Raw genomic sequence first — 19,897 nt, forward strand, 5'->3', positions numbered from 1 at the left:
GGAATGAGCCAGACGAGCCGCCCCCGCCCCATGGGCACAAGCCTGCCAGTGGGCACCGATCCCGCCTCCGTGCGCCAGCGCATCGAAGCGATGGAAATGGTGCTGGAACGCAGCTTCACCATCCCCGGCATCAACCGCGCCGTGGGCCTCGACGCTGTCATCGGCCTCGTGCCTGTAGTGGGCGATGTGCTGACCGCCGCCATGGGCGCCTATATCGTGTGGGAAGCGCGCAATCTGGGCCTGCCCAAATGGAAACTGGCGCGCATGGCCGCCAATATCGCCTTCGACACGGCCCTGGGCGCGATCCCGGTGGCGGGCGATTTGTTCGACGTGCTCTATCGCTCCAACAGCCGCAATCTGAAGATCGTGAAGAAGCACCTGGACAAGCATCACCCCTCGACGCGGATCATCGAGGGGTAGGGTATCACCTGCAGTCCGTTCGTCCTGAGCCTGTCGAAGGACGCGCGGGACGGCGGGGTTGGGCTGAATTCCCTCGATCAGATGGCAGTGCGCGTCCTTCGACAGGCTCAGGGCGAATGGAGGTGGGTTAAGGGCGCGAGACCTTGGCGATTGCCCCTGGTGTGCTGCCTCGTTAACAATCCGGGGCTGTCTGGCAAGGGAGCCGTGCCATGGGCGGAAAGGGGCAGTCGCGCTGGCCGAAAATCGCTGCAGTTGCGGCGCTGTCGGCAATTCTCCTGACTCCCATCGCCTATGCGAATTCCGGCATGGCCAAGCAGCGCTATTTCGATCACATATTCCGCTCATGCAGCCGCAGCGCTGGGTTGGAAGGCGCCGTGTGGCGCAAAGTCCCGGCGTTTGACGGCGAAGTTCGCGAATTTGTCGCTTTCGATGACAGGGACGCAGCGGTTATCGATTGCGTGAGCCGCTGGGCGGGCCTGCTGATATCGGACCAGCGGGAGCCGGGCGCGATGCAAGCCTATCCGGGCAGACCGCGCAGTAAGCTCACCGTTGCGGTCTCAGGCGAGAATCACGCGCCGCCAGCCTATCTGGTGGACATTGCGCATGTAGAGTTCGCGGAGACTGAAGGGGAGAAGTAGCGCGGATTGCGAGTGGTGGCTTTTCAGGGCATCCCCGAGCCATGAAATCGGGTTTCCTCTTGATGTCGCTTCTCACCTCGGTCGGCAATTGTGCGGGCCAGCCTTCCGAACATCAGGGCTTGATGAGCACTATCGAGGAAATCGTGCGTTTGCCCGAAGGCGCGCGGCCGATCGATGACTATTCCCGCAATTATGCCATGGGGTCGGACGGAAAAGTCATTGCGGTTTACGTCATTCCAAGAGAACCCCGAGAATCCCTCTGGGCCGACGGGTGTGAGGTGGCGCTTGGAGATTTCAAGAGCAGGCCCTGCACAAAGGAAGAAGTCGCGGAAATGGTGCGCGAGGATGCGCAAGGTGTCGCCGCATTTGGCAAGGCCGATGAATCGCGTTGGTTCGATGACCCTGACGCCCTGCCGTATTTCACAGATGGAGGGTGCGCGCTGATCGAAATCGTTTTCGACCCGCGATCACGGAAGGTCGAGAGCGCCCGATGTAACGGTGAAGCCTGAGGGCTGGATTCCCGCCTGCGCGGGAATGACGATGGGAGGAAGGGGGCGCCCTTGCCCTGCCCGAACAATCATTTTCCTACTTGGCCGGAATCTGCTTCATCCTGCGCGATGATCGTTCAGCGCGCCTTTCCGGTTCAATCTGTCGCCCCGAAAAGGGCGGTACAGCGCCCGCGGGGAAAGTCACACATTGCCAGCGCGGAAGCGCATGCCCAAAACGCGATCCACCGCAAAAAATATCGGGAAACCCACGCAAAACCGCCGTTTTTCGGGCGGCCCAAATCCCCTGATGCCGAAAAGCCCACCCCGAAGGTCACAGGGTTTCGCCGCCCGTTGCGTGTCACTTTCGCAAGGCTGTCAGGCTTCCAGTTCGATGTCCCAATAGAGCCAGTCGCGCCAGGTTTCGTGCAGGTAATTGGGCGGGAAGCTGCGGCCCTGTTGCTGCAATTGCCAGCTGGTCGGGCGGATCGGCGCGACCAGTGGGGGCATGTGGGCCTGGGCCGGGGTGCGGCCGCCCTTCTTCAGGTTGCAGGGCGCGCAGGCGGTGAGGATGTTCTCCCACGTGGTCTTGCCGCCCAGACGGCGCGGGATCACATGATCGAAAGTCAGATGTTCCGGGCTGCCGCAATATTGGCAAGTGAACCTGTCGCGCAGGAACAGGTTGAAGCGCGTGAAGGCGGGAAATTCGTTGGGCCGGACATATTGCCGCAGCGCGATCACCGAGGGGATCTTCATGTCCAGCGAAGGCGAATGCACTTCCCGCTCATAGCTGGCGACGATGTCCACCCGTTCGAGGAATATCGCCTTGATCGCCGTCTGCCACGGCCACAGGCTGAGCGGGTAATAGGACAGCGGGGTGTAATCGGCGTTGAGGACCAGGGCGGGGCAGCTTTCCAGCCTCCGCAACGGATCCCCCTCCGCCGTGCGGAAGCGTGCTGCCCGTTCGATCAGTTCGGCGTTGAACACGTGCTGGTGTCCTCCCTGATTGGCGCAAGGGAGCATTTGCCTTGAAAAGCGTCAAGCCTGTTACAAATCGCGAATCCACAGGATTTTTGCCGATTCGCGCCCGAAAGAACCCGCACTTCGCATGATCGTTACCCGTTTTGCCCCCAGCCCCAATGGGCCGCTCCATCTGGGCCACGCCTTCGCGGCCGTGGTGGCGCATGATCTGGCGCGGGAAAGGGGCGGGCGCTTCCTGCTGCGGATCGAGGATATCGACGGCGCGCGCAGCCGGTCGGAACTGGCCGAGGCCTTCCGCGCCGACCTCGCCTGGCTGGGGCTGGAATGGGAGGAAGTGCCCCGCCAATCCTCGCGCCTTGCCAGTTACGAGGCCGCGGCGGAGCGATTGAAGGCCCTGGGCCTGCTCTATCCCTGCACCTGCACTAGGGCGCAGATCGCGGCGGCGGCGGTTGATATGGGGCCGGACGGGCCGCTCTATCCCGGCACCTGCCGGGGGCGCCATCTCGATCCTTCGGGCGAGGTCGCCTGGCGGATCGACATGGCCAAGGCCGCGGCGCTGGCCGGGCCGCTCGAATGGACGGACGAACTGGCAGGCGTGCAGCGCGCCACGCCGGAAATCTTCGGCGATGTGGTGCTGCTGCGCAAGGAAGCGCCCGCCAGCTATCACCTTGCCGCCACGCTGGACGATGCGGCGGATGGGGTCACGCTGGTCACGCGCGGGATGGACCTGTTCCCGGCCAGCCATGTCCACCGGCTGCTGCAGGCTCTGCTCGGCCTGCCGGTGCCGGTCTGGCATCACCACCGGCTGCTGGTGGATGGGGAGGGCAGGAAGCTGGCCAAAAGGCGCGGCTCGGGCTCGGGCTCGCTGGGCCTCACCGAATTGCGGCTGGCCGGAGAGGACGGGAGGGCACTTGCCGCTGCCCTGAGGGACAGGGTTCTGCCATCTGGCATTTCGCTCAGCAAAGGCCTAGATAGAGGCGTATGAACACGTTCCTCGTCATCGTCCTGCTCGGCCTGATGGCCATGGTGGTCTATTCGCTCGTGCGCGGCATCGTCGCCTTTCTGCAGACGACCCGCCGCGATATCGACAATGGCGGCACCACCAATCTGCGCGAGCTGCAATTGCAGCAGAACAAGATGATGTTCGCGCGCATCAAGTACCAGGCGCTGGCCATCGTGGTGATCGTCATCATCCTTGCCGCAGGCCGTTGACCGGCTGACGGCGCGGGGGCGTGGTCCGGCTTTCCAAGATCTATACCCGCACCGGGGATGACGGGACTTCGGGCCTTGTCGACGGATCGCGCCGGGTAAAGTCCGATCCCCGCTTCGAAGCCATCGGCGCGGTGGACGAGGCGAATTGCGCCCTCGGCCTGCTGGCAGTGGCTCTGGCGGGCACTCCGCATCTGGCAGGCGTGACCCGCGCGCAGAACGATCTGTTCGATCTGGGGGCGGATCTTGCCACGCCGTTGGGCGGGATCGGCGGCGAGGATTTCACTCCGTCCGAAATGGTGCTGCGCATCGTGCCCGCGCAGGTCGCGGCGCTGGAAGCGGCAATCGACGTGCTGAACGAAGGGGTGGGGCCGCTGCGCAGCTTCATTCTGCCCGGCGGCACCGAAGCGGCCGCCCGCGCCCATATTGCCCGCGCCGCCGTGCGCCGGGCGGAACGCGCCATGGCCGCTCTGGCTCAGGCCGAGCCGGTGAACCCGGCAGCGCTGCATTACATCAACCGCCTGTCGGACTGGCTGTTCGTCCTCGCCCGCGCGCTCAATGTCGATGCCGGCGGCGATGTGCTGTGGCAGCCGGGGGCCGGGCGGTAGAAACAACATTCGTCATTGCGAGCGCAGCGACGCAATCCAGGGCCCAGCGCGTTCCGCCCTGGATTGCCGCGGGACCTGCGGTCCCTCGCAATGACGAATCATGGCGTGGAATCTGCATAATGGCTAAGCTTGTGCCGCAATTGCGAAGGACTTGAGCACATGGACATCGTCGGCGTGATCGGGGCGGGCCAGATGGGATCGGGCATCGCCCAGACCGTGGCCCAGCGCGGTATCGAAGTGCTGCTGTGCGATGTCGATCTGGCGCTGGCCGAAAAGGCCAAGGCGAAGATCGAGAAGACCCTCGCCCGGCTGGTGGAGAAGGAAAAGATCAGCGCTGGCGATGCTTCCGCCACGCTCGCCCGGATCGTGCCCGTGGCCGATTATGCGCCGATGGCCGGGGCGGGCATCATCATCGAGGCCGCGACCGAGCGCGAGGATATCAAGCGCGCGATCTTCGCGCATGCAGGCGAAGTGCTGGGCGCAGGTGCGATCCTGGCCAGCAACACCAGTTCCATTCCCATCACTCGCATGGCGGCAGGCACGGTGGACCCGGCGCGCTTCATCGGGCTGCACTTCTTCAACCCCGTGCCGCTGATGCAATTGATCGAAGTGATCCCCGGCCTTGCCACCAGCCCCGATACCGTCACTCGCACTCGCGCCTTTGCCGAAAGCCTGGGCAAGCAGGTAGTGCTGAGCGGGGACGAGCCGGGCTTCGTCGTCAACCGCATCCTGCTGCCGATGATCAACGAGGCATGTTTCGTGCTAGGGCAGGGCACGGCCAATGTCGCCGATATCGACAAGGGCGCGCGGCTGGGCCTCAATCACCCGATGGGCCCGCTCGAACTGGCGGACTTCATCGGGCTGGATACCTGCCTGGAGATCGTGAAGGTGATCTTCGCCTCCACCGGCGATTCCAAATATCGCCCGGCGCCTCTGCTGGCGAAATATGTCGATGCCGGCTGGCTCGGCCGCAAGACCGGGCGCGGCTTCTACGATTATTCGGGCGAGGTGCCGGTACCGGCCGTCTGAGCCGCGATCCGGCGCAGCCTTATTGTGGCAACCGGTCGAGTACCGGCACGCCGTTGACATATTCGATCACTCGGGGGGCAGATTGTGCATTGTCCGCTTCCGGGGGGCTTTCGCCGCCTGCTTCTTCTTCGGATTGTCCCATAATGTCGGGCGGGGTGGGGTCTGTGCCGCTCGCCGGATCGATCAGTTCCTCGTCTTCCAGATGGTCGACATTATCCTGCTCCATCTCCGATTCGGAGAGCATTGGCGGCGGCGCGGCCTGGCCGGCATTGGCCGGCTGCGGTTCCGTCTGATCCTGCTGATCTCCGGCAAGGCTCCCGGTCAGACCTGTGACAAGACCGCCCCTCTCATCGCCCACCAGCAAATAGGCGCTCAGCAGGATGAACGCCACGAAGCCGACCGCGAACCAGCGGTTCTTGAAGATGAACTGATTCATGGTCCCGTGGGATACGCCCACAGGGTTAATACCGGGTAAGGGCCGCGCTTCACCCCTGCGCGGAAAGGCGCTTCAGTTCGTAGAGCAGGTCCAGCGCCTCGCGCGGGCTCAGTGCGTCGATATCCAGCTCTTCCAGCCGGTCGCGCAAAGTGTCGCGCGCTTCTTCCTCATGCACCTGGGCCGCGGCGAACAGCGGCAGGTCGCCCAGCCCGGCGGCGAGCCCGCCCGTCTGCGCGCGGCCCTGTTCAAGCTTGTCGAGCACCTGCCTTGCGCGCTTCACCACGAGGTCCGGAACGCCTGCCAGCCGGGCGACGGCCAGGCCGTAGGAGCGGTCTGCCGGGCCAGTGCTCAATTCGTGCAGCAGCACCAGATCGCCCTTCCATTCGCGCGCGCGGACATGGTGGAGCGACAGGGCTTCGCAGGTTTCGGCAAGGCGGGCCAGTTCGTGATAATGGGTGGCGAACAGGCAGCGGCAGCGGTTCTTTTCATGCACCGCTTCCACCACGGCCCATGCCAGCGCCAGCCCGTCATAAGTGGAAGTGCCGCGCCCGACCTCGTCGAGGATCACGAAGCTGCGCTCGCTCGCCTGGGCAAGGATCGCGGCGGTCTCCACCATCTCGACCATGAAGGTCGAACGCCCGCGCGCCAGATTGTCGGATGCGCCCACGCGGCTGAACAGCCGGTCCACCAGCCCGACCCGCGCGGCTTCGGCGGGGACATAGCCGCCTGCCTGCGCCAGCAGCACGATCAGCGCGTTCTGGCGCAGGAAAGTCGACTTGCCGCCCATGTTCGGCCCGCCGATCAGCCACAGCCGGTCGACAGGCGAAAGGATGCAGTCATTGGCGACGAAACGCTCGCCCGAGGATGCCAGTGCCTGCTCCACCACCGGATGGCGCCCGCCTTTGATGTCGAGCGAAAGGCCTTCGGAAATCTCCGGGCGGCACCAATTGCCCTCGGCGGCACGCTCGGCCTGCCCGGCGGCCACGTCGATGCGGGCAAGGGCGGCGGCAGTGCTGGCGATCTGCTCGCGCGCGGCCGCCACGGCGGCGGTCAGTTCCTCGAAATGCGCCTCTTCCGCCGCCAGCGCATGGCCGCCCGCTTCCGCGATGCGGCTGGCTTCCTCATGCAGCTGCAGCGAATTGAAGCGCACCGCATTGGCCATGGTCTGGCGGTGAGTGAAGCCGCTATCGGGAGCCATGAGCTTGTCGCCATAGCGGGCGGGCACTTCGATGAAATAGCCCAGCACGCCATTGTGGCGGATCTTCAGGGCGGAAATCCCTGTATCGTCGCGATAGCGGGCCTCCATCGCGGCGATGGCGCGGCGGGCATTGCCCGATACGGCGCGCAATTCGTCCAGCGCATGGTCGTAACCCTCGGCGATGAAGCCGCCCTGGCTGCGTTCCGTGGGAGGGGAGGGAACGAGCGCGCGGCCGAGCAGATCGGTCAGCGCGCCATGGCCGCCCAGCTTGGGCAGCAGTGCGTCGAGCAACTCTGGCCTGCCATTGCGGCGCTGCAGATGCTCGCCGATGTTGCGCGCCTCGTTCAGCCCGTCGCGGATCTGGCCGAGATCGCGCGGGGAACCGCGCCCGGCCACGATCCGGCCCAGCGCGCGGCCGATATCGGGCGCACCGCGCAGCACTTCGCGCAGGTCGGCACGCAGCAGCGGGTCTTCATGGAAATATTGCACCAGCGCCAGCCGGGCGGTGATGGCATCGGCATCGGTCAGCGGAGCGGAAAGATCGTCTGCCAGCTGGCGTGCGCCCGCGCCGGTCACGCAGCGATCCACTGCCGCGATCAGGCTTCCGGCCCGGCCGCCCTGCTGGCTGGATAGGATTTCGAGGCTGTTCCTCGTCGCCTCGTCCATCGCCAGCCGTTCCTCGCCCGCGCGGGCTTCCGGCGGGAGGAGGAAGGGCAGCTTGCCGCGCCCGACATGCTCCAGATAGGAGACGAGCCCGCCCGCTGCCGCCAGCATGGCGCGGGTGAAACTACCGAAGGCGTCCAGCGTGGCGACTTCGTGCAGGCGTTTCAGCCGTGCCTCGCCCTCATCGCTGGCGAAAGTGGTGCGCGGGCGGGGGATACCGTCGAAGGGCGCCTCGTCCCAGCCTTCGGGGACGATCAGCTCGCTCGCGCCGATCCGGGCAAGGGCGGCGCCCATGCGTTCGGGTGCGCATTCTTCCAGTTCCATCCGCCCGGTGGAAATATCGCAAGCGGCAATGCCGATCGTACCGCGCAAATCGCACACGGCGGCCAGCATATTGGCGCGGCGCGGTTCGAGCAGCGCTTCCTCGGTCAGGGTGCCCGCCGTGACGAAGCGCACAATGTCGCGTTTGACCAGCGCCTTGTAGCCGCCGCGCGCCTTGGCTTCCTCCGGGGTTTCGACCTGTTCGGCAATCGCCACCCGGCAGCCAGCCTTGATCAGCCGGGCGAGATAGCCTTCCGCCGCATGGACCGGCACGCCGCACATCGGCACGGGCGTGCCGCCATGTTCGCCCCGGCTGGTCAGCGCGATATCCAGCACCTGGCTGGCGGTGCGGGCATCCTCGAAGAACAGCTCGAAGAAGTCGCCCATGCGGTAGAACAGCAGGCAATCGCCGGCCTCCGCCTTGAGCGCGAAATACTGCTCCATCATCGGGGTTGCGGAACCGGACATGCTCATCGGGGGTTAGACGGCAAAACCGCGATTCGGGAGGGCGAAAACCAAGCTTTCCCCTATCGCGTCGCGCTTCGGCGGGTTACTGCGGATTTGCACACAGGGAGGAATTCTTGGCCGACGACGAAAATCCGCGTTTCACCACCCGCGAGGCGCTTTTCTACCACGAGACCATCCGCCCCGGTAAGATCGAGATCATCCCGTCTAAGCCGGTGGCAACCCAGCGCGATCTTTCGCTCGCCTATTCGCCCGGCGTGGCGGCTCCGGTGGAAGCGATCGCCGCGGATCCGGCCAAGGCTGCAGACTATACCGCGCGCAGCAATCTGGTTGCCGTCATCACCAATGGCACGGCCATTCTGGGCATGGGCAATCTGGGCGCGCTGGCGGCCAAGCCGGTGATGGAAGGCAAGGCGGTACTGTTCAAGCGCTTCGCCGATGTCGATGCGATGGATATCGAACTCGCCACGGAAGACCCGGACGCCTTCGTCAATGCCGTGGCCCTGATGGAGCCGACCTTCGGCGGCATCAACCTTGAGGACATCAAGGCCCCCGAATGCTTCATCATCGAGCAGGCCCTGCGCGAGCGGATGAAGATTCCCGTGATGCATGACGATCAGCACGGCACCGCGATCATTACCGCGGCCGGCCTGATCAATGCCTGCCACCTCACCGGGCGCGCCATGAAGGACGTGAAGGTGGTGGTGAACGGCGCGGGCGCGGCGGCCATTGCCTGTACCGCGTTGATCAAGGCCATGGGCGTGCGATCCGACAACGTCACCATGTGCGACCGCAGCGGCGTGATCTATCGCGGCCGGACCAACAGCATGGACCAGTGGAAGAGCGCGCATGCGGTGGAAACCGCCGCGCGCACGCTGGAAGAGGCGCTGGACGGGGCCGACGTGTTCCTGGGCCTGTCTGCAGCCGGCGCACTGAAGCCGGAATGGGTGAAGAAGATGGCCCCGCAGCCGATCATCTTCGCCATGGCCAATCCGGACCCGGAAATCACCCCGCCCGATGCCAAGGCCGTGCGCCCCGATGCGATCATCGCCACCGGCCGCAGCGACTATCCCAATCAGGTGAACAATGTTCTGGGCTTCCCCTTCATCTTCCGCGGCGCGCTGGATGTGCGGGCCACCGCGATCAATGAAGAAATGAAGATCGCCGCCGCCGAAGCCATCGCCTCGCTGGCGCGCGAAAGCGTGCCGGAAGAAGTGGCGGTCGCCTATGGCAAGAACCAGAGCTTCGGCACCGAATATATCATTCCCGCCCCCTTCGATCCGCGCCTGATGGAGCGGGTTTCCGCTGCCGTCGCCAAGGCGGCGATGGATACGGGCGTGGCCACGAAGCCCATCGAGGATTTCGAGGCCTATCGCCTCAGCCTCAAGGCCCGGCTCAACCCCACCACCTCGGTGCTGACCCAGGTCTATGCCGATGCGCAAAGCGATCCCAAGCGAGTGGTGTTTGCGGAGGCGGAAGAGGAAGTGACCCTGCGCGCCGCGATCCAGTTCAAGGATTTCGGCTATGGCGTGCCGGTGCTGGTCGGCCGCACCCAGGCGGTGCGCGACAAGCTGGTGGAACTGGGCGTGAGCGATCCCGACTCGTTCGAGATCCAGAACTCGGCAGTGTCCGAATATGTGCCGGCGATGGTCGAGTTCCTCTACAACCGGCTGCAACGCCGGGGCTTCACCGAACGCGACGTGCGCCGCATGGTGAACCAGGAACGCAATGTCTTCGCCTCGCTGCTGGTCGCGCTCGGCCATGGCGATGCGATGATCTCCGGCACTACCCGGCCCTTTGCCCAGACCATGCGCGAAGTGCGCCATGTGCTCGATCCCAAGCCGGGGGCCATCCCCTTCGGCATGCACATGATGATCGGCAAGAACTACACCGCCTTCCTGGCGGATACGACGATCAACGAGAGGCCCAGCGCCGAGGAACTCGCCCAGATCGCCTGCGGTGCGGCGCAGGTCGCCAAGCGGCTGGGGCATGAACCGCGCGTGGCCTTCCTGTCCTATTCCACTTTCGGCAACCCGCCGGGCAAGTGGCTGATGAACATCCGCGACGCGGTGCACATCCTGGACGAACAGGGCGTGGACTTCGAATATGAAGGCGAAATGGCGCCTGATGCAGCGCTCAACCCCACGGTGATGAAGCTCTATCCCTTCAGCCGCCTGTCGGCTCCGGCGAATGTGCTCATCATGCCGGGCCTGCAATCGGCGAATCTGTCGGCCAAGCTGCTGCGTGAACTGGGCGGCAATGCCACGATCGGGCCGATGCTGATCGGGATGGAAAAGCCGGTGCAGATCGCCCCGATGACGGCGATCGCGCCCGATCTGCTGACGCTGGCCGTGCTGGCCGCCGCCGGGGTTGTCGGGTAATCCGGCAACCCCGCGAGGGGCTCAGGTCAGGGCGTTGTAGACGCCATAGGCGCTGGTCAGGGTCAGCACGGTGCCGGCCAGGATCAGCATGACCTTGGTGGAGAAATGCTTGGCGGCATAGGCGCCGAAGGGCGCCGCCGCCACGCCGCCGATCAGGAAGCCCAGCGTTGCCCCGGCAAGGTCCGCCACGCCCAATTGCGAGATGAAGGTGGCCGAGATGGTGAGGGTGAGGAAGAATTCCACCGCGTTCACCGTGCCGATCACCTTGCGCGGTTCCGCGCCCTGCACCAGCAGGTTGGACGTCACGACCGGCCCCCAGCCGCCGCCGCCCGCCGCGTCGAGGAAGCCGCCGACAAGGCCCAGCGGCTCGACATGCTTGGGCTTGCGCGGCTTGGGCGGGTAAAGAATGCCGCGCACCAGCAGATAGACGCCCACCAGCGTAAGATAGCCAAGCACATAGGGCTTGATGACGTCGCCATCGATCGAGGTGAGCAAATAGGCCCCCCCGATGCCGCCGATCATGCCGGGAATCAGCAGGCGGAAGAACAGCGCCTTCTCGATATTGCCGTGCAGCAGGTGGCTGATCGCGGAAGTGGCCGTGGTGAAGCATTCCACCACATGCACCCGCTGCGAGGCGAGGGCGGGCGGAACGCCCAGTACGCCCACCATCAGCATGTTCGCCAGCACGCCGAAGGCCATGCCCAGCGCTCCGTCCACCAGCTGCGCCGCAAAGCCGACCGCGATGAACGGCAGAAGCGCGCCGATGTCGAAACTCGAAAAGTCCATGGCGCCTGTCGTTCCTGTTGCCCCGGGGCCAGATGCAGTGGGCGCGCGCGACAGGAAAGATAGAAATTCTAAAGGGCCATGTGCCCCCTGGGGTCACTTCCGGCGATAGCGGAAATACCAGACCTCGTGGCCGTAGACGGTGCGCGCCTTGTGCTCATAACGCGTCTCGCACCAGCCGGAGGGGCGATTCTGCCAGCTCTTCGGGCCTTCGGCCAGCCACTCGAACTGATCGGTGTGACGCTGCATCACCATCAGGGCGTGACGCAGATAGATCGCGTGATCGGTGCCGAAGCGGAACTCGCCGCCCGGCTTCAGCTTGGCCGCGAACATGTTCACAGGGCCATCGTTCATCATCCGGCGCTTGGCGTGGCGGGCCTTGGGCCAAGGATCGGGATGGAGCAGATAGATGAAGGACAGCGCGCCGTCCGGAATGCGGGACAGCACTTCCAGCGCGTCGCCATGATGGATGCGCACATTCTTGATCGGGGGATGCTTGCCGCCATCGCCATCGAGATGAGTCAGCGCCTGCGCCACGCCGTTGAGGAAGGGCTCCGCGCCGATGAAGCCGTGATCGGGCAGCAGGTCGGCACGATAGGCCATGTGCTCGCCCCCGCCGAAGCCGATCTCGAAATGCATGGGGCAATCCTGACCGAACAGAACTTGCGCCGTAACCGGGCCTTCCTCCGGCACCGCGATCTGCGGCAGCAGTTTGTCGACCAGTTCCTGCTGCCCCGCGCGCAGGGGCTTGCCCTTGGCGCGGCCATAGAGCCGGTTGAGCGTGGTCGGATCGCCGGATTTATACGCTGTCATGGGGCAGTGCCCCTAAACGAAAACCGCCCCGGAGCAAGGCCTCGGGGCGGTGTTCAAATCCGTATCGGGGGTGGGCTCAGGCCGCTTCCGCCTCTTCGCCCGGATCGCGCAGCACGTAGCCGCGGCCCCAGACGGTTTCGATGTAGTTCTCGCCGCTGCAGGCATGAGAGAGCTTCTTGCGCAGCTTGCAGATGAACACGTCGATGATCTTGAGTTCCGGCTCGTCCATCCCGCCATAAAGGTGGTTGAGGAACATTTCCTTGGTGAGCGTGGTGCCCTTGCGGAGCGAAAGCAGCTCCAGCATCGCATATTCCTTGCCGGTCAGATGTACGCGGGCACCATCGACTTCCACGGTCTTGGCGTCGAGGTTCACCGCCAGCTTGCCGGTGCGGATGATGGACTGGGAATGGCCCTTGGAACGGCGCACCACGGCATGGATGCGGGCGACCAGTTCTTCGCGGTGGAAGGGCTTGGTCACGTAATCGTCGGCGCCGAAGCCGAAGCTGCGGATCTTGGAATCCATTTCGGAAATGCCCGAGAGGATCAGGACCGGCGTCTGCACCTTGGCGACGCGGACCTTCTTGAGCACATCGTAACCGTGCATGTCAGGCAGGTTCAGGTCCAGCAGGATGATGTCGTAATCATACAGCTTGGCGAGATCCAAACCCTCTTCGCCCAGATCGGTCGAATAGACGTTGAAACCCTCGGTCGTGAGCATCAGCTCGATCGCCTTGGCAGTCGTCGGCTCGTCTTCGATCAACAGCACACGCATGGGAGCCCCCTTTTCGTCGCCCCGATTAGCACTCGGTAACCGCCCGCAGTGGCGAGTTGCCAGTTATTAACCACGCAAGGTCTCAATGAAAAAGGTTAATTTATCGTAAAGCGAACCGGAGATTCCCGTATGAGTCTTTAAGGATACGGTTTTTCCCGGCGGCCTTGCGCAGGCAAGGTGAACGGCAGTTCCGGGTCGCGCGAAAATCCTTCCTACCTTACGCCTTCCAGCTTCTTCTGCCGCCGCCTCTGCACCGAGGACCCGATGCCGATGGCCTCGCGATATTTGGCGACGGTGCGCCGGGCAAGGTCGAAGCCCTTTTCCTTGAGCAGGTCCACCAGCGTATCGTCGGACAGGATGTTCTTCGGGTCCTCCGCGTCCACCAGCGCGCGAATCTGCGCCTTAACGGCCTCGGCGGAAACCGCGCCGTCGCCGTCAGCGGAGGCGACGCCGGAAGTGAAGAAATATTTCAGCTCGAACGTGCCGCGCTCGCAATTGAGATATTTGTTGCTGGTCACCCGGCTGACGGTCGATTCGTGCATGTCGATCGCCTCGGCCACGGCGCGCAGGGTGAGCGGGCGCAGTTCGGACACGCCCTTGCGGAAGAAGCCCTCCTGCTGCTTCACGATCTCGGCGGTCACTTTCAGGATCGTTTTCTGCCGCTGGTCCAGCGCCTTCATCAGCCAGTTGGCATCGGCCAGCTTCTCGCTCAGCCAGGCCTTCGAGGTCTTGTCGTGGCAACCATGGCGCAGCTCGACATAATAGGTGCGGTTCACCACCAGCCGGGGCAGGGTCGCCTGATTGAGCGCAATGTCCCACCCGCCCTTGGACGATGCCCGCACGAGGATGTCGGGCACCACCGGCTCGCTTTCGCGCCCGCCGAACTTCAGGCCCGGCTTGGGATCGTAGCCGCGCAGTTCGGCCAGCATCTCGGCGAAATCCTCGTCATCCACGCCGCACATGCGCTTGAGCTGGGCGAAGCTGCCCCTGGCCAGCAGGTCGAGATTGTCGATCAGCCGGGCCATTGCCGGATCGTAACGGTCCGCTTCCCGCGCCTGCAGGGCAAGGCATTCCGAAAGGCCGCGCGCGCCCACGCCGGTGGGATCGAGCGACTGGACCACTTCCAGCGCCGCCTCCGCCTCGGCCAGGGCAATGCCCAGATCGCTGGCGATCTCGCGCAGGGAGGCAGTGAGATAACCGGCCTCGTCGAGCAGGCCGATAATGTGCCGGGCAATGAAGGCGGTCTGCGGGTCAGGCGCGACGGAGCCGATCTGGCTTTCCAGATGCTCGGCTAAGGTCGGCCCTTCGCCGCCGCGTTCCTCGATCGCCGGGCCTTCCTCGCCCGATCCGGCCGAGGTGCCGCCGGAATAGTCGGTGCCCATGCCCAGCACACTGCCGTCGCCGGTCTCCCGGTCATGGTCGAGCGCGGCGGGATCGAGGTCCAGCGGGGCGTCGGCTTCGCCATGGCCCTCCAGCATGAGCTGATCGGACGTGGTGGCGCCCTCTGCAATCGCTTCGGTGCGATCTTCCGGCTGGTCGACCGGCTCGCCCGGTTCCCCCACGCCCATGTCGAGCAGGGGATTGGCGTCGAGCGCTTCGCCGATGAAGGTTTCCAGTTCGAGATTCGACAGCGCAAGCAGCTTGATCGCCTGCTGCAGCTGCGGCGTCATCACCAGAGACTGGGTCTGCCTGAGATCGAGACGGGGGCCCAGGGCCATCAGTCGTCCCCCTGTCCCGTTCGCCCTGAGCTTGTCGAAGGGCCGTTCTTTTCTTCGGAAGAGAAAGACGGTGCTTCGACAAGCTCAGCACGAACGGTGGGTAATATTGCTATGCCCATCTCACAACGTGAAGCTCTCGCCCAGATAGAGGCGGCGCACATTCTCGTCGGCTACCAGATCTTCCGGGCTGCCCGCGAACAGCACCTGGCCGCCATAGATGATGCAGGCGCGGTCCACGATATCCAGCGTTTCGCGCACGTTGTGATCGGTGATGAGCACGCCGATGCCGCGCTGCTTCAGGTCGATCACCAGATGGCGGATGTCCTGAATCGAGAGGGGATCGATGCCGGCAAAGGGCTCGTCCAGCAGCATGATCGAAGGCTTGGCCGCCAGCGCGCGGGCGATTTCGCAGCGCCGCCGCTCGCCGCCCGAAAGCGCCATGGCCGGGCTGGAACGCAGGCGGGTGAGGCCGAATTCGTCCAGCAGCCGTTCCAGCTCGGATTCGCGGGTCGCCTTGTCCGGCTCGATCATCTCCAGCACGCAGGAGATGTTCTGTTCCACTGTCATGCCCCGGAAGATCGAGGTTTCCTGCGGCAGATAGCCCAGACCCAATATCGCGCGGCGATACATGGGCAGCTTGGTCACATCCACGCCGTCCATCAGGATGCGGCCGCTATCGGGACGGACCAGGCCCATGATCGAATAGAAGCAGGTCGTCTTGCCCGCGCCATTGGGGCCGAGCAGGCCCAGCACCTCGCCCTTGCCGACCGACAGCGAAATATCGGTGAGCACGGCGCGCTTGTCATAGCTCTTGGCGATCGAGACAACCTCAAGCCCGCCCTGCGGCAGGGGGGCAGTGGCGCTCACCGCGGCCTGGGGGGCGGGCTGGCCCGCCGCGGCAGTCTGGTCGAGTGTCGTCATCCAGCGGGCTTTTATCATGGCTTGCCGGGCAGAAAACCCCCTTGCGGTGGCGAAGGGGGCAAACTGGCAAGATTCCTGCATGGCCTTCGCAAATCCGAAGGCTTCGCGCTGCTGAACAATCGTTCAGAATGCTTGATCGTGGCCCGATCCCGTGAAATAGTCCGATTCGGGTTGGATGAGGAGGAAAGGCGCATGGACAAGGCGCTTCGGGGTGCAAGCCGCCAGCAGGCGGAAGTCCAGGTCCACACAGGCAAGCGCATCGACTGGCGCCGCAGGATGAGCGACCATGTTGCCTATGCCCTGCTGTTCTACACCGGCCTCCAGATTTACGTGACCATGGCCGCCCTGCGCCACACCGCTGAATCGATCCTCCCCTATTTCGCACTGGTCGTGCTGGTCGCCGCGGTCATTCCCGGTTGCCGCGTCTTCGAGAAGCGCTGGGAAGGGCTGGATGACGATCAGGCCGCCGATCCATCGCTGGCGCCGCTGTTCCGGCGGGACCGCGCATTGATCTGGGTTGCGGCTGCGGCCCTACCGTTTCTGGTCACCGGCGCGATCAGGGGCGCCGAACAGTTCCTCTGACAAAGCGGGCCTGCACACGCAGGCTTTGCAGGAAGGCACCGCAGCGGCTAGGACCGCGTGGTAATCATGCCTTCCGGAAACCCTCATGCTTGATCCCAAAGCCGCCCAGGAACGCTGCGCGGCAGCAATCGACCTTGCCCTGAAAGCCGGCGCCGACGCGGCGGATGCCGTGGCGATCGGTTCCTCTTCCGAAGAAGTCCAGGTGCGTCTGGGCAAGCTGGAAGATGTCGGCCGTTCCGAAAGCGAGGAACTGGGCCTGCGCGTCTTCGTCGGCCAGCGCTCCGCTTCCATTCACGCCACGGATATGAGCGATGCGGCGCTGGCGGAACTCGCCAGTCGCGCCGTGGCGATGGCCAAGGCCGCGCCGGAAGATGAATATGCCGGCCTCGCCCCGGCCGAATTGCTGGCGAAGGGTCCGTTCCCCGAACTTGACCTGGTCGATCCATCCGAACCCAGCCCGCAGGAACTGCGCCGCCTGGCCGAGGAAGCGGAAGACGCCGCGCGCGCGGTGAAGGGCGTCACCAACAGCGAAGGCGGCGGGGCCAGCTTCGGCCGCAGCGCGGTGGCGCTGGCCACCAGCCACGGCTTTGCGGGCGCCTATGAAGCCACCGGCATCAGCCTGTCGGCCAGTGTGCTGGCGGGCGAGGGCGGTTCGATGCAGCGCGATTACGAATATCGCACCGTGCGTCATGTGGCGGATCTGCTGTCCCCGGCCGAAATCGGCCGGATCGCGGGCGAGAGGGCCGTGGCCCGGCTCAATCCCGGCAAGATGCCCAGCAAGGGCATGAGCGTGGTGTTCGATCCGCGCGTGGGCAATTCGCTGCTCGGCCATCTGATTGGCGCCATGTCCGGACCCGGTATTGCGCGCCGCTCTAGCTTCCTGCTCGACCGGCTGGAGGAACAGCTGTTCCCGGCCGACATCCTGATCCTGGAAGACCCGCACCGCCCGCGCGGCCTGCGTTCGCGCCCGTTCGACGGGGAAGGGCTGCCCTGCGCCCCGCGCGCGCTGGTGGAAAACGGCCGCGTGACCGGCTGGCTGACCAATGCGGCCTCGGCCCGCCAGCTCGGCATCGGCCTCACCGGCCATGCCGCGCGCGGAGCCAGCGGCGCACCGGGCGTGCAGCCGTCCAATGTCCACCTCGCCCCCGGCAAGCTGAGCCGGGCGGAACTGATCGCGGATATCGAGGACGGCGTGCTGGTGACCGAACTGATCGGCATGGGCGTGAACGGCGTGACCGGCGATTACAGCCGCGGCGCCTCTGGCTATCGTATCGTGAAGGGCGAAATCGCCGGGCCGGTGGCCGAATTCACTGTGGCGGGGAACCTGATCGACATGTTTGCTCGCATGAGCGTGGCCGACGATCTGGACATCCACCGTTCGATGGACGCGCCCACCATCCGCATCGAAGGGATGACGGTGGCGGGCGAGTAGGAGCGGCGCGAGCCATCGGGCCCGCGCCGGCTTCTGGCAAGCGTCAGGCGCCCTTGGCTTCCTTGGCGCGTTCGATCGCTTCCAGCACGATCTGGCGTGCTTCTGCAGCGTCGCCCCAGGCGCCGATGCGGACCCACTTTTCGGATTCCAGATCCTTGTAGTGCTTGAAGAAGTGCTCGATCTGCTGGAGCACGATCGAGGGCAGGTCCTGCCGTTCGCCCACGTCCGAATAATAGGGGAAGGTGGTGTCCACCGGCACGCAGACCAGCTTCTCGTCGCCGCCGGCTTCGTCTTCCAGCTTCAGCACGCCGATCGGGCGCGCGCGCACGACGCAGCCGGGGATGAACGGGCTGCGCGAGATCACCAGCGCGTCCAGCGGGTCGCCATCGGGCGAAAGCGTGTGCGGCACGAAGCCGTAATTGGCGGGATAGCGCATCGGCGTGTGCAGGATGCGGTCCACGAACAGGGCGCCCGATGCCTTGTCGAATTCGTATTTCACGGGCTCGCCGCCAGTGGGCACCTCGATGATGACATTGAGGCTTTCGGGCGGATTGTCGCCGGTAGGGATCAGATCGATACGCATGAGTGCTCTTTTTTCCGCGATTCTGCTGACGGCCCTGCCCGGGGCCACGAAGCGGCATCCTGTCCAATATGCGAGGGCTCGTGCCCTTCTGCTTGAGCCGCGCCGTTAGCCCAGCCCGGACCGAAAGGCGAGGGGGCAATTCCCTGCGCGAAGGAACCGATTGCCTGCGAGGCCAGAAATTGGCACTCTCGTGAAAAATCAATGACCGGCAAAAGCCGAGTCTCAACCTGAGAGGCCCGCAAAAGGGCTCCAGGGTACGGGCAGAGGAGAGTTGGGATGCATGTTGGCCTGGCCAGCGGCTTCGCGCATCAGCGCGGCAAGGGTTATGACGATGCCCGTTTCGTGCGGGAAGAGGTCGAAAACCTCGTCATGGCGGAAGAACTGGGGTTCGATTCGGTGTGGATCACCGAACACCATTTCTCCGACTATTCGATGTCGAACGATCCGCTGCAGCTGCTCACCTACATCGCCGCCAAGACGAAGCATGTGAAGCTGGGCACGCAGTGCATCATCGTGCCGTGGCACAATCCGGCGCGGCTGGCCGAAAAGATCATCAATCTCGATATCCTTTCCGGCGGGCGGGCGATCCTGGGCTTCGGCGGCGGGCTGGCCCATCATGAATTCACCGGGCTGGGGATCGACCAGAACCTGAGCCGCCAGCTTTACACCGATATTCTGGAAGCAGTGATCCCGGCGCTGGAAACCGGCGTGCTGGAAGGCGAAGGCGCCTATGGCACCATCCCCCGGCGCGAGTTGCATCCCGGCCCGATCAAGAGCTTCGAAGGGCGCAAGTTCTGCGGATCGCTCTCCGGCAATTCGATGTACACGGCGGCCAAGCTGGGCTGCGGCAACATGATCCTGATGCTGCCCCAGCGCGGCAAGGACGTGCCGCCGGATAAATACACCGAAGTGTGGAAGGAAGTGAACGGGCCGGACAGCTCGCCTCCGCCCCCCATGCTCGGCGGCAATTACTATATCGACGAAAGCGCGGAATTCGCGGAGGAGCAGGGCCGCAAGTACCTCGCCCACACGATGCGCGCCGCGATCAGGAATTACGGCCTCGATACGCCGGGCAAGTTCCCGCACATCAAGGGCTATGAGCATTACGAGAAGATGGTGCTCACCCCCGAACAGGTCGAACCCTATGTGGAGGACTTCGCCAAGGGCGCCGTCACCGGCACTCCGCAGATGATCCTCGACCGGATGTGGGAACTGAAGGAGATCTACCAGCCGCAGGGCTTCTTCCCCCATGTCTATTATGGCGGCATGCCACTGGATGAGGCGCGCAAGAACATGCACCTCTTCGCCGAGAAGGTGCTGCCCGAGATCAAGAGCTGGGAAGCCGACGTCGATATCGACGATCGCTTCCTCCAAGCAGCGGAGTAGGGGGCTAGTCCGCTGCCATTGCGAGGGGCGGGGCCCCGCGGAGCTCGGATCGGGTCACTCCAATTCCGATTGC

Annotated in this window: 20 protein-coding genes; 11 read left to right on the plus strand and 9 right to left on the minus strand. The window is 64.7% G+C overall.

What is annotated here, in order from left to right:
- Nucleotides 1–3 precede the first annotated feature (3 nt).
- From WFP36_RS07955 to WFP36_RS07965, 3 genes are all read left to right on the plus strand, one after another.
- On the plus strand, nucleotides 4–420 hold the full coding sequence (locus tag WFP36_RS07955) for a DUF4112 domain-containing protein (RefSeq protein ID WP_336979466.1): 417 nt from the start codon (nucleotides 4–6) through the stop codon (nucleotides 418–420).
- 305 nt (nucleotides 421–725) lie between these two features.
- A complete protein-coding gene (locus WFP36_RS07960) occupies nucleotides 726–1,058 on the plus strand; it encodes a hypothetical protein (RefSeq protein WP_336979467.1) in 333 nt (110 codons plus the stop codon).
- Nucleotides 1,059–1,099: 41 nt separating this feature from the next.
- Entirely contained in the window at nucleotides 1,100–1,567 is a 468-nt protein-coding gene (locus WFP36_RS07965; RefSeq protein WP_336979468.1) for a hypothetical protein, read from the plus strand.
- Between the two features lie 354 nt (nucleotides 1,568–1,921).
- On the opposite strand, the gene WFP36_RS07970 is transcribed toward WFP36_RS07965, so the two are convergent.
- A complete protein-coding gene (locus tag WFP36_RS07970) occupies nucleotides 1,922–2,530 on the minus strand; it encodes an HNH endonuclease (RefSeq protein ID WP_419716620.1) in 609 nt (202 codons plus the stop codon).
- Between the two features lie 121 nt (nucleotides 2,531–2,651).
- Here WFP36_RS07970 and gluQRS point away from each other — a divergent pair, with 121 nt between their 5' ends.
- The 4 genes from gluQRS to WFP36_RS07990 all read left to right on the plus strand — a co-directional run bounded on the left by gluQRS (nucleotide 2,652) and on the right by WFP36_RS07990 (nucleotide 5,370).
- On the plus strand, nucleotides 2,652–3,509 hold the full coding sequence (gene gluQRS / locus WFP36_RS07975; RefSeq protein WP_336979470.1) for a tRNA glutamyl-Q(34) synthetase GluQRS: 858 nt from the start codon (nucleotides 2,652–2,654) through the stop codon (nucleotides 3,507–3,509).
- Entirely contained in the window at nucleotides 3,506–3,736 is a 231-nt protein-coding gene (locus WFP36_RS07980) for a hypothetical protein (RefSeq protein WP_336979472.1), read from the plus strand. The genes gluQRS and WFP36_RS07980 overlap by 4 nt, the downstream gene beginning before the upstream one ends.
- Nucleotides 3,737–3,756: 20 nt before the next feature.
- A complete protein-coding gene (locus WFP36_RS07985) occupies nucleotides 3,757–4,341 on the plus strand; it encodes a cob(I)yrinic acid a,c-diamide adenosyltransferase (RefSeq protein ID WP_336979473.1) in 585 nt (194 codons plus the stop codon).
- Between the two features lie 159 nt (nucleotides 4,342–4,500).
- Entirely contained in the window at nucleotides 4,501–5,370 is an 870-nt protein-coding gene (locus WFP36_RS07990; RefSeq protein ID WP_336979474.1) for a 3-hydroxyacyl-CoA dehydrogenase family protein, read from the plus strand.
- A gap of 19 nt (nucleotides 5,371–5,389) precedes the next feature.
- On the opposite strand, the gene WFP36_RS07995 is transcribed toward WFP36_RS07990, so the two are convergent.
- Entirely contained in the window at nucleotides 5,390–5,806 is a 417-nt protein-coding gene (locus WFP36_RS07995) for a hypothetical protein (RefSeq protein WP_336979476.1), read from the minus strand.
- 49 nt (nucleotides 5,807–5,855) lie between these two features.
- On the minus strand, nucleotides 5,856–8,456 hold the full coding sequence (gene mutS / locus WFP36_RS08000; protein ID WP_336979478.1) for a DNA mismatch repair protein MutS: 2,601 nt from the start codon (nucleotides 8,454–8,456) through the stop codon (nucleotides 5,856–5,858).
- 113 nt (nucleotides 8,457–8,569) lie between these two features.
- Here mutS and WFP36_RS08005 point away from each other — a divergent pair, with 113 nt between their 5' ends.
- Entirely contained in the window at nucleotides 8,570–10,834 is a 2,265-nt protein-coding gene (locus WFP36_RS08005; RefSeq protein WP_336979480.1) for an NADP-dependent malic enzyme, read from the plus strand.
- Between the two features lie 21 nt (nucleotides 10,835–10,855).
- Here WFP36_RS08005 and WFP36_RS08010 read toward each other — a convergent pair whose 3' ends face one another.
- The 5 genes from WFP36_RS08010 to lptB all read right to left on the minus strand — a co-directional run bounded on the left by WFP36_RS08010 (nucleotide 10,856) and on the right by lptB (nucleotide 15,841).
- Complete coding sequence (locus tag WFP36_RS08010; RefSeq protein ID WP_336979481.1) at nucleotides 10,856–11,620, minus strand: sulfite exporter TauE/SafE family protein; 765 nt, start codon at nucleotides 11,618–11,620, stop codon at nucleotides 10,856–10,858.
- 93 nt (nucleotides 11,621–11,713) lie between these two features.
- Nucleotides 11,714–12,430 carry a tRNA (guanine(46)-N(7))-methyltransferase TrmB gene (gene trmB / locus WFP36_RS08015; protein WP_336979482.1) on the minus strand — a complete coding sequence of 239 codons (717 nt, stop codon included), beginning with the start codon at nucleotides 12,428–12,430 and terminating at the stop codon, nucleotides 11,714–11,716.
- 76 nt (nucleotides 12,431–12,506) lie between these two features.
- A complete protein-coding gene (ctrA, locus tag WFP36_RS08020; RefSeq protein ID WP_336979484.1) occupies nucleotides 12,507–13,202 on the minus strand; it encodes a response regulator transcription factor CtrA in 696 nt (231 codons plus the stop codon).
- A gap of 212 nt (nucleotides 13,203–13,414) precedes the next feature.
- Entirely contained in the window at nucleotides 13,415–14,920 is a 1,506-nt protein-coding gene (gene rpoN / locus WFP36_RS08025) for an RNA polymerase factor sigma-54 (RefSeq protein ID WP_336979485.1), read from the minus strand.
- A gap of 120 nt (nucleotides 14,921–15,040) precedes the next feature.
- Complete coding sequence (lptB, locus tag WFP36_RS08030; RefSeq protein ID WP_336980038.1) at nucleotides 15,041–15,841, minus strand: LPS export ABC transporter ATP-binding protein; 801 nt, start codon at nucleotides 15,839–15,841, stop codon at nucleotides 15,041–15,043.
- 192 nt (nucleotides 15,842–16,033) lie between these two features.
- On the opposite strand from lptB, the gene WFP36_RS08035 reads away from it, so the two are divergent.
- Nucleotides 16,034–16,423, plus strand: coding sequence for a hypothetical protein (locus WFP36_RS08035; protein WP_336979488.1), 390 nt, complete (start codon nucleotides 16,034–16,036; stop codon nucleotides 16,421–16,423).
- A gap of 85 nt (nucleotides 16,424–16,508) precedes the next feature.
- Complete coding sequence (locus tag WFP36_RS08040; protein WP_336979490.1) at nucleotides 16,509–17,855, plus strand: TldD/PmbA family protein; 1,347 nt, start codon at nucleotides 16,509–16,511, stop codon at nucleotides 17,853–17,855.
- Nucleotides 17,856–17,898: 43 nt separating this feature from the next.
- Here the strand turns inward: WFP36_RS08040 and ppa are convergent, their stop codons facing one another.
- Nucleotides 17,899–18,438, minus strand: coding sequence for an inorganic diphosphatase (ppa, locus tag WFP36_RS08045; protein WP_054531162.1), 540 nt, complete (start codon nucleotides 18,436–18,438; stop codon nucleotides 17,899–17,901).
- Between the two features lie 276 nt (nucleotides 18,439–18,714).
- On the opposite strand from ppa, the gene WFP36_RS08050 reads away from it, so the two are divergent.
- A complete protein-coding gene (locus WFP36_RS08050) occupies nucleotides 18,715–19,824 on the plus strand; it encodes an LLM class flavin-dependent oxidoreductase (RefSeq protein WP_336979492.1) in 1,110 nt (369 codons plus the stop codon).
- The last annotated feature ends 73 nt before the right edge of the window (nucleotides 19,825–19,897 follow it).

It is taken from the genome of Fulverythrobacter fulvus (assembly GCF_037154085.1).
Taxonomy (GTDB): domain Bacteria; phylum Pseudomonadota; class Alphaproteobacteria; order Sphingomonadales; family Sphingomonadaceae; genus Andeanibacterium; species Andeanibacterium fulvum.

What these genes read in the sequence shown, in the direction of transcription:
- gluQRS (WP_336979470.1), top strand. Translation starts at nt 2,652, where the DNA reads ATGATCGTTACCCGTTTTGCCCCCAGCCCCAATGGGCCGCTCCATCTG.
- WFP36_RS07955 (WP_336979466.1), top strand. Translation starts at nt 4, where the DNA reads ATGAGCCAGACGAGCCGCCCCCGCCCCATGGGCACAAGCCTGCCAGTG.
- WFP36_RS08035 (WP_336979488.1), top strand. Translation starts at nt 16,034, where the DNA reads ATGGACAAGGCGCTTCGGGGTGCAAGCCGCCAGCAGGCGGAAGTCCAG.
- ppa (WP_054531162.1), bottom strand. Translation starts at nt 18,438, where the DNA reads ATGCGTATCGATCTGATCCCTACCGGCGACAATCCGCCCGAAAGCCTC.
- lptB (WP_336980038.1), bottom strand. Translation starts at nt 15,841, where the DNA reads ATGACGACACTCGACCAGACTGCCGCGGCGGGCCAGCCCGCCCCCCAG.
- mutS (WP_336979478.1), bottom strand. Translation starts at nt 8,456, where the DNA reads ATGTCCGGTTCCGCAACCCCGATGATGGAGCAGTATTTCGCGCTCAAG.
- WFP36_RS08040 (WP_336979490.1), top strand. Translation starts at nt 16,509, where the DNA reads ATGCTTGATCCCAAAGCCGCCCAGGAACGCTGCGCGGCAGCAATCGAC.
- WFP36_RS08050 (WP_336979492.1), top strand. Translation starts at nt 18,715, where the DNA reads ATGCATGTTGGCCTGGCCAGCGGCTTCGCGCATCAGCGCGGCAAGGGT.
- WFP36_RS07980 (WP_336979472.1), top strand. Translation starts at nt 3,506, where the DNA reads ATGAACACGTTCCTCGTCATCGTCCTGCTCGGCCTGATGGCCATGGTG.
- ctrA (WP_336979484.1), bottom strand. Translation starts at nt 13,202, where the DNA reads ATGCGTGTGCTGTTGATCGAAGACGAGCCGACGACTGCCAAGGCGATC.
- WFP36_RS07990 (WP_336979474.1), top strand. Translation starts at nt 4,501, where the DNA reads ATGGACATCGTCGGCGTGATCGGGGCGGGCCAGATGGGATCGGGCATC.
- trmB (WP_336979482.1), bottom strand. Translation starts at nt 12,430, where the DNA reads ATGACAGCGTATAAATCCGGCGATCCGACCACGCTCAACCGGCTCTAT.
- WFP36_RS07995 (WP_336979476.1), bottom strand. Translation starts at nt 5,806, where the DNA reads ATGAATCAGTTCATCTTCAAGAACCGCTGGTTCGCGGTCGGCTTCGTG.
- WFP36_RS07965 (WP_336979468.1), top strand. Translation starts at nt 1,100, where the DNA reads ATGAAATCGGGTTTCCTCTTGATGTCGCTTCTCACCTCGGTCGGCAAT.
- WFP36_RS08010 (WP_336979481.1), bottom strand. Translation starts at nt 11,620, where the DNA reads ATGGACTTTTCGAGTTTCGACATCGGCGCGCTTCTGCCGTTCATCGCG.
- WFP36_RS07960 (WP_336979467.1), top strand. Translation starts at nt 726, where the DNA reads ATGGCCAAGCAGCGCTATTTCGATCACATATTCCGCTCATGCAGCCGC.
- rpoN (WP_336979485.1), bottom strand. Translation starts at nt 14,920, where the DNA reads ATGGCCCTGGGCCCCCGTCTCGATCTCAGGCAGACCCAGTCTCTGGTG.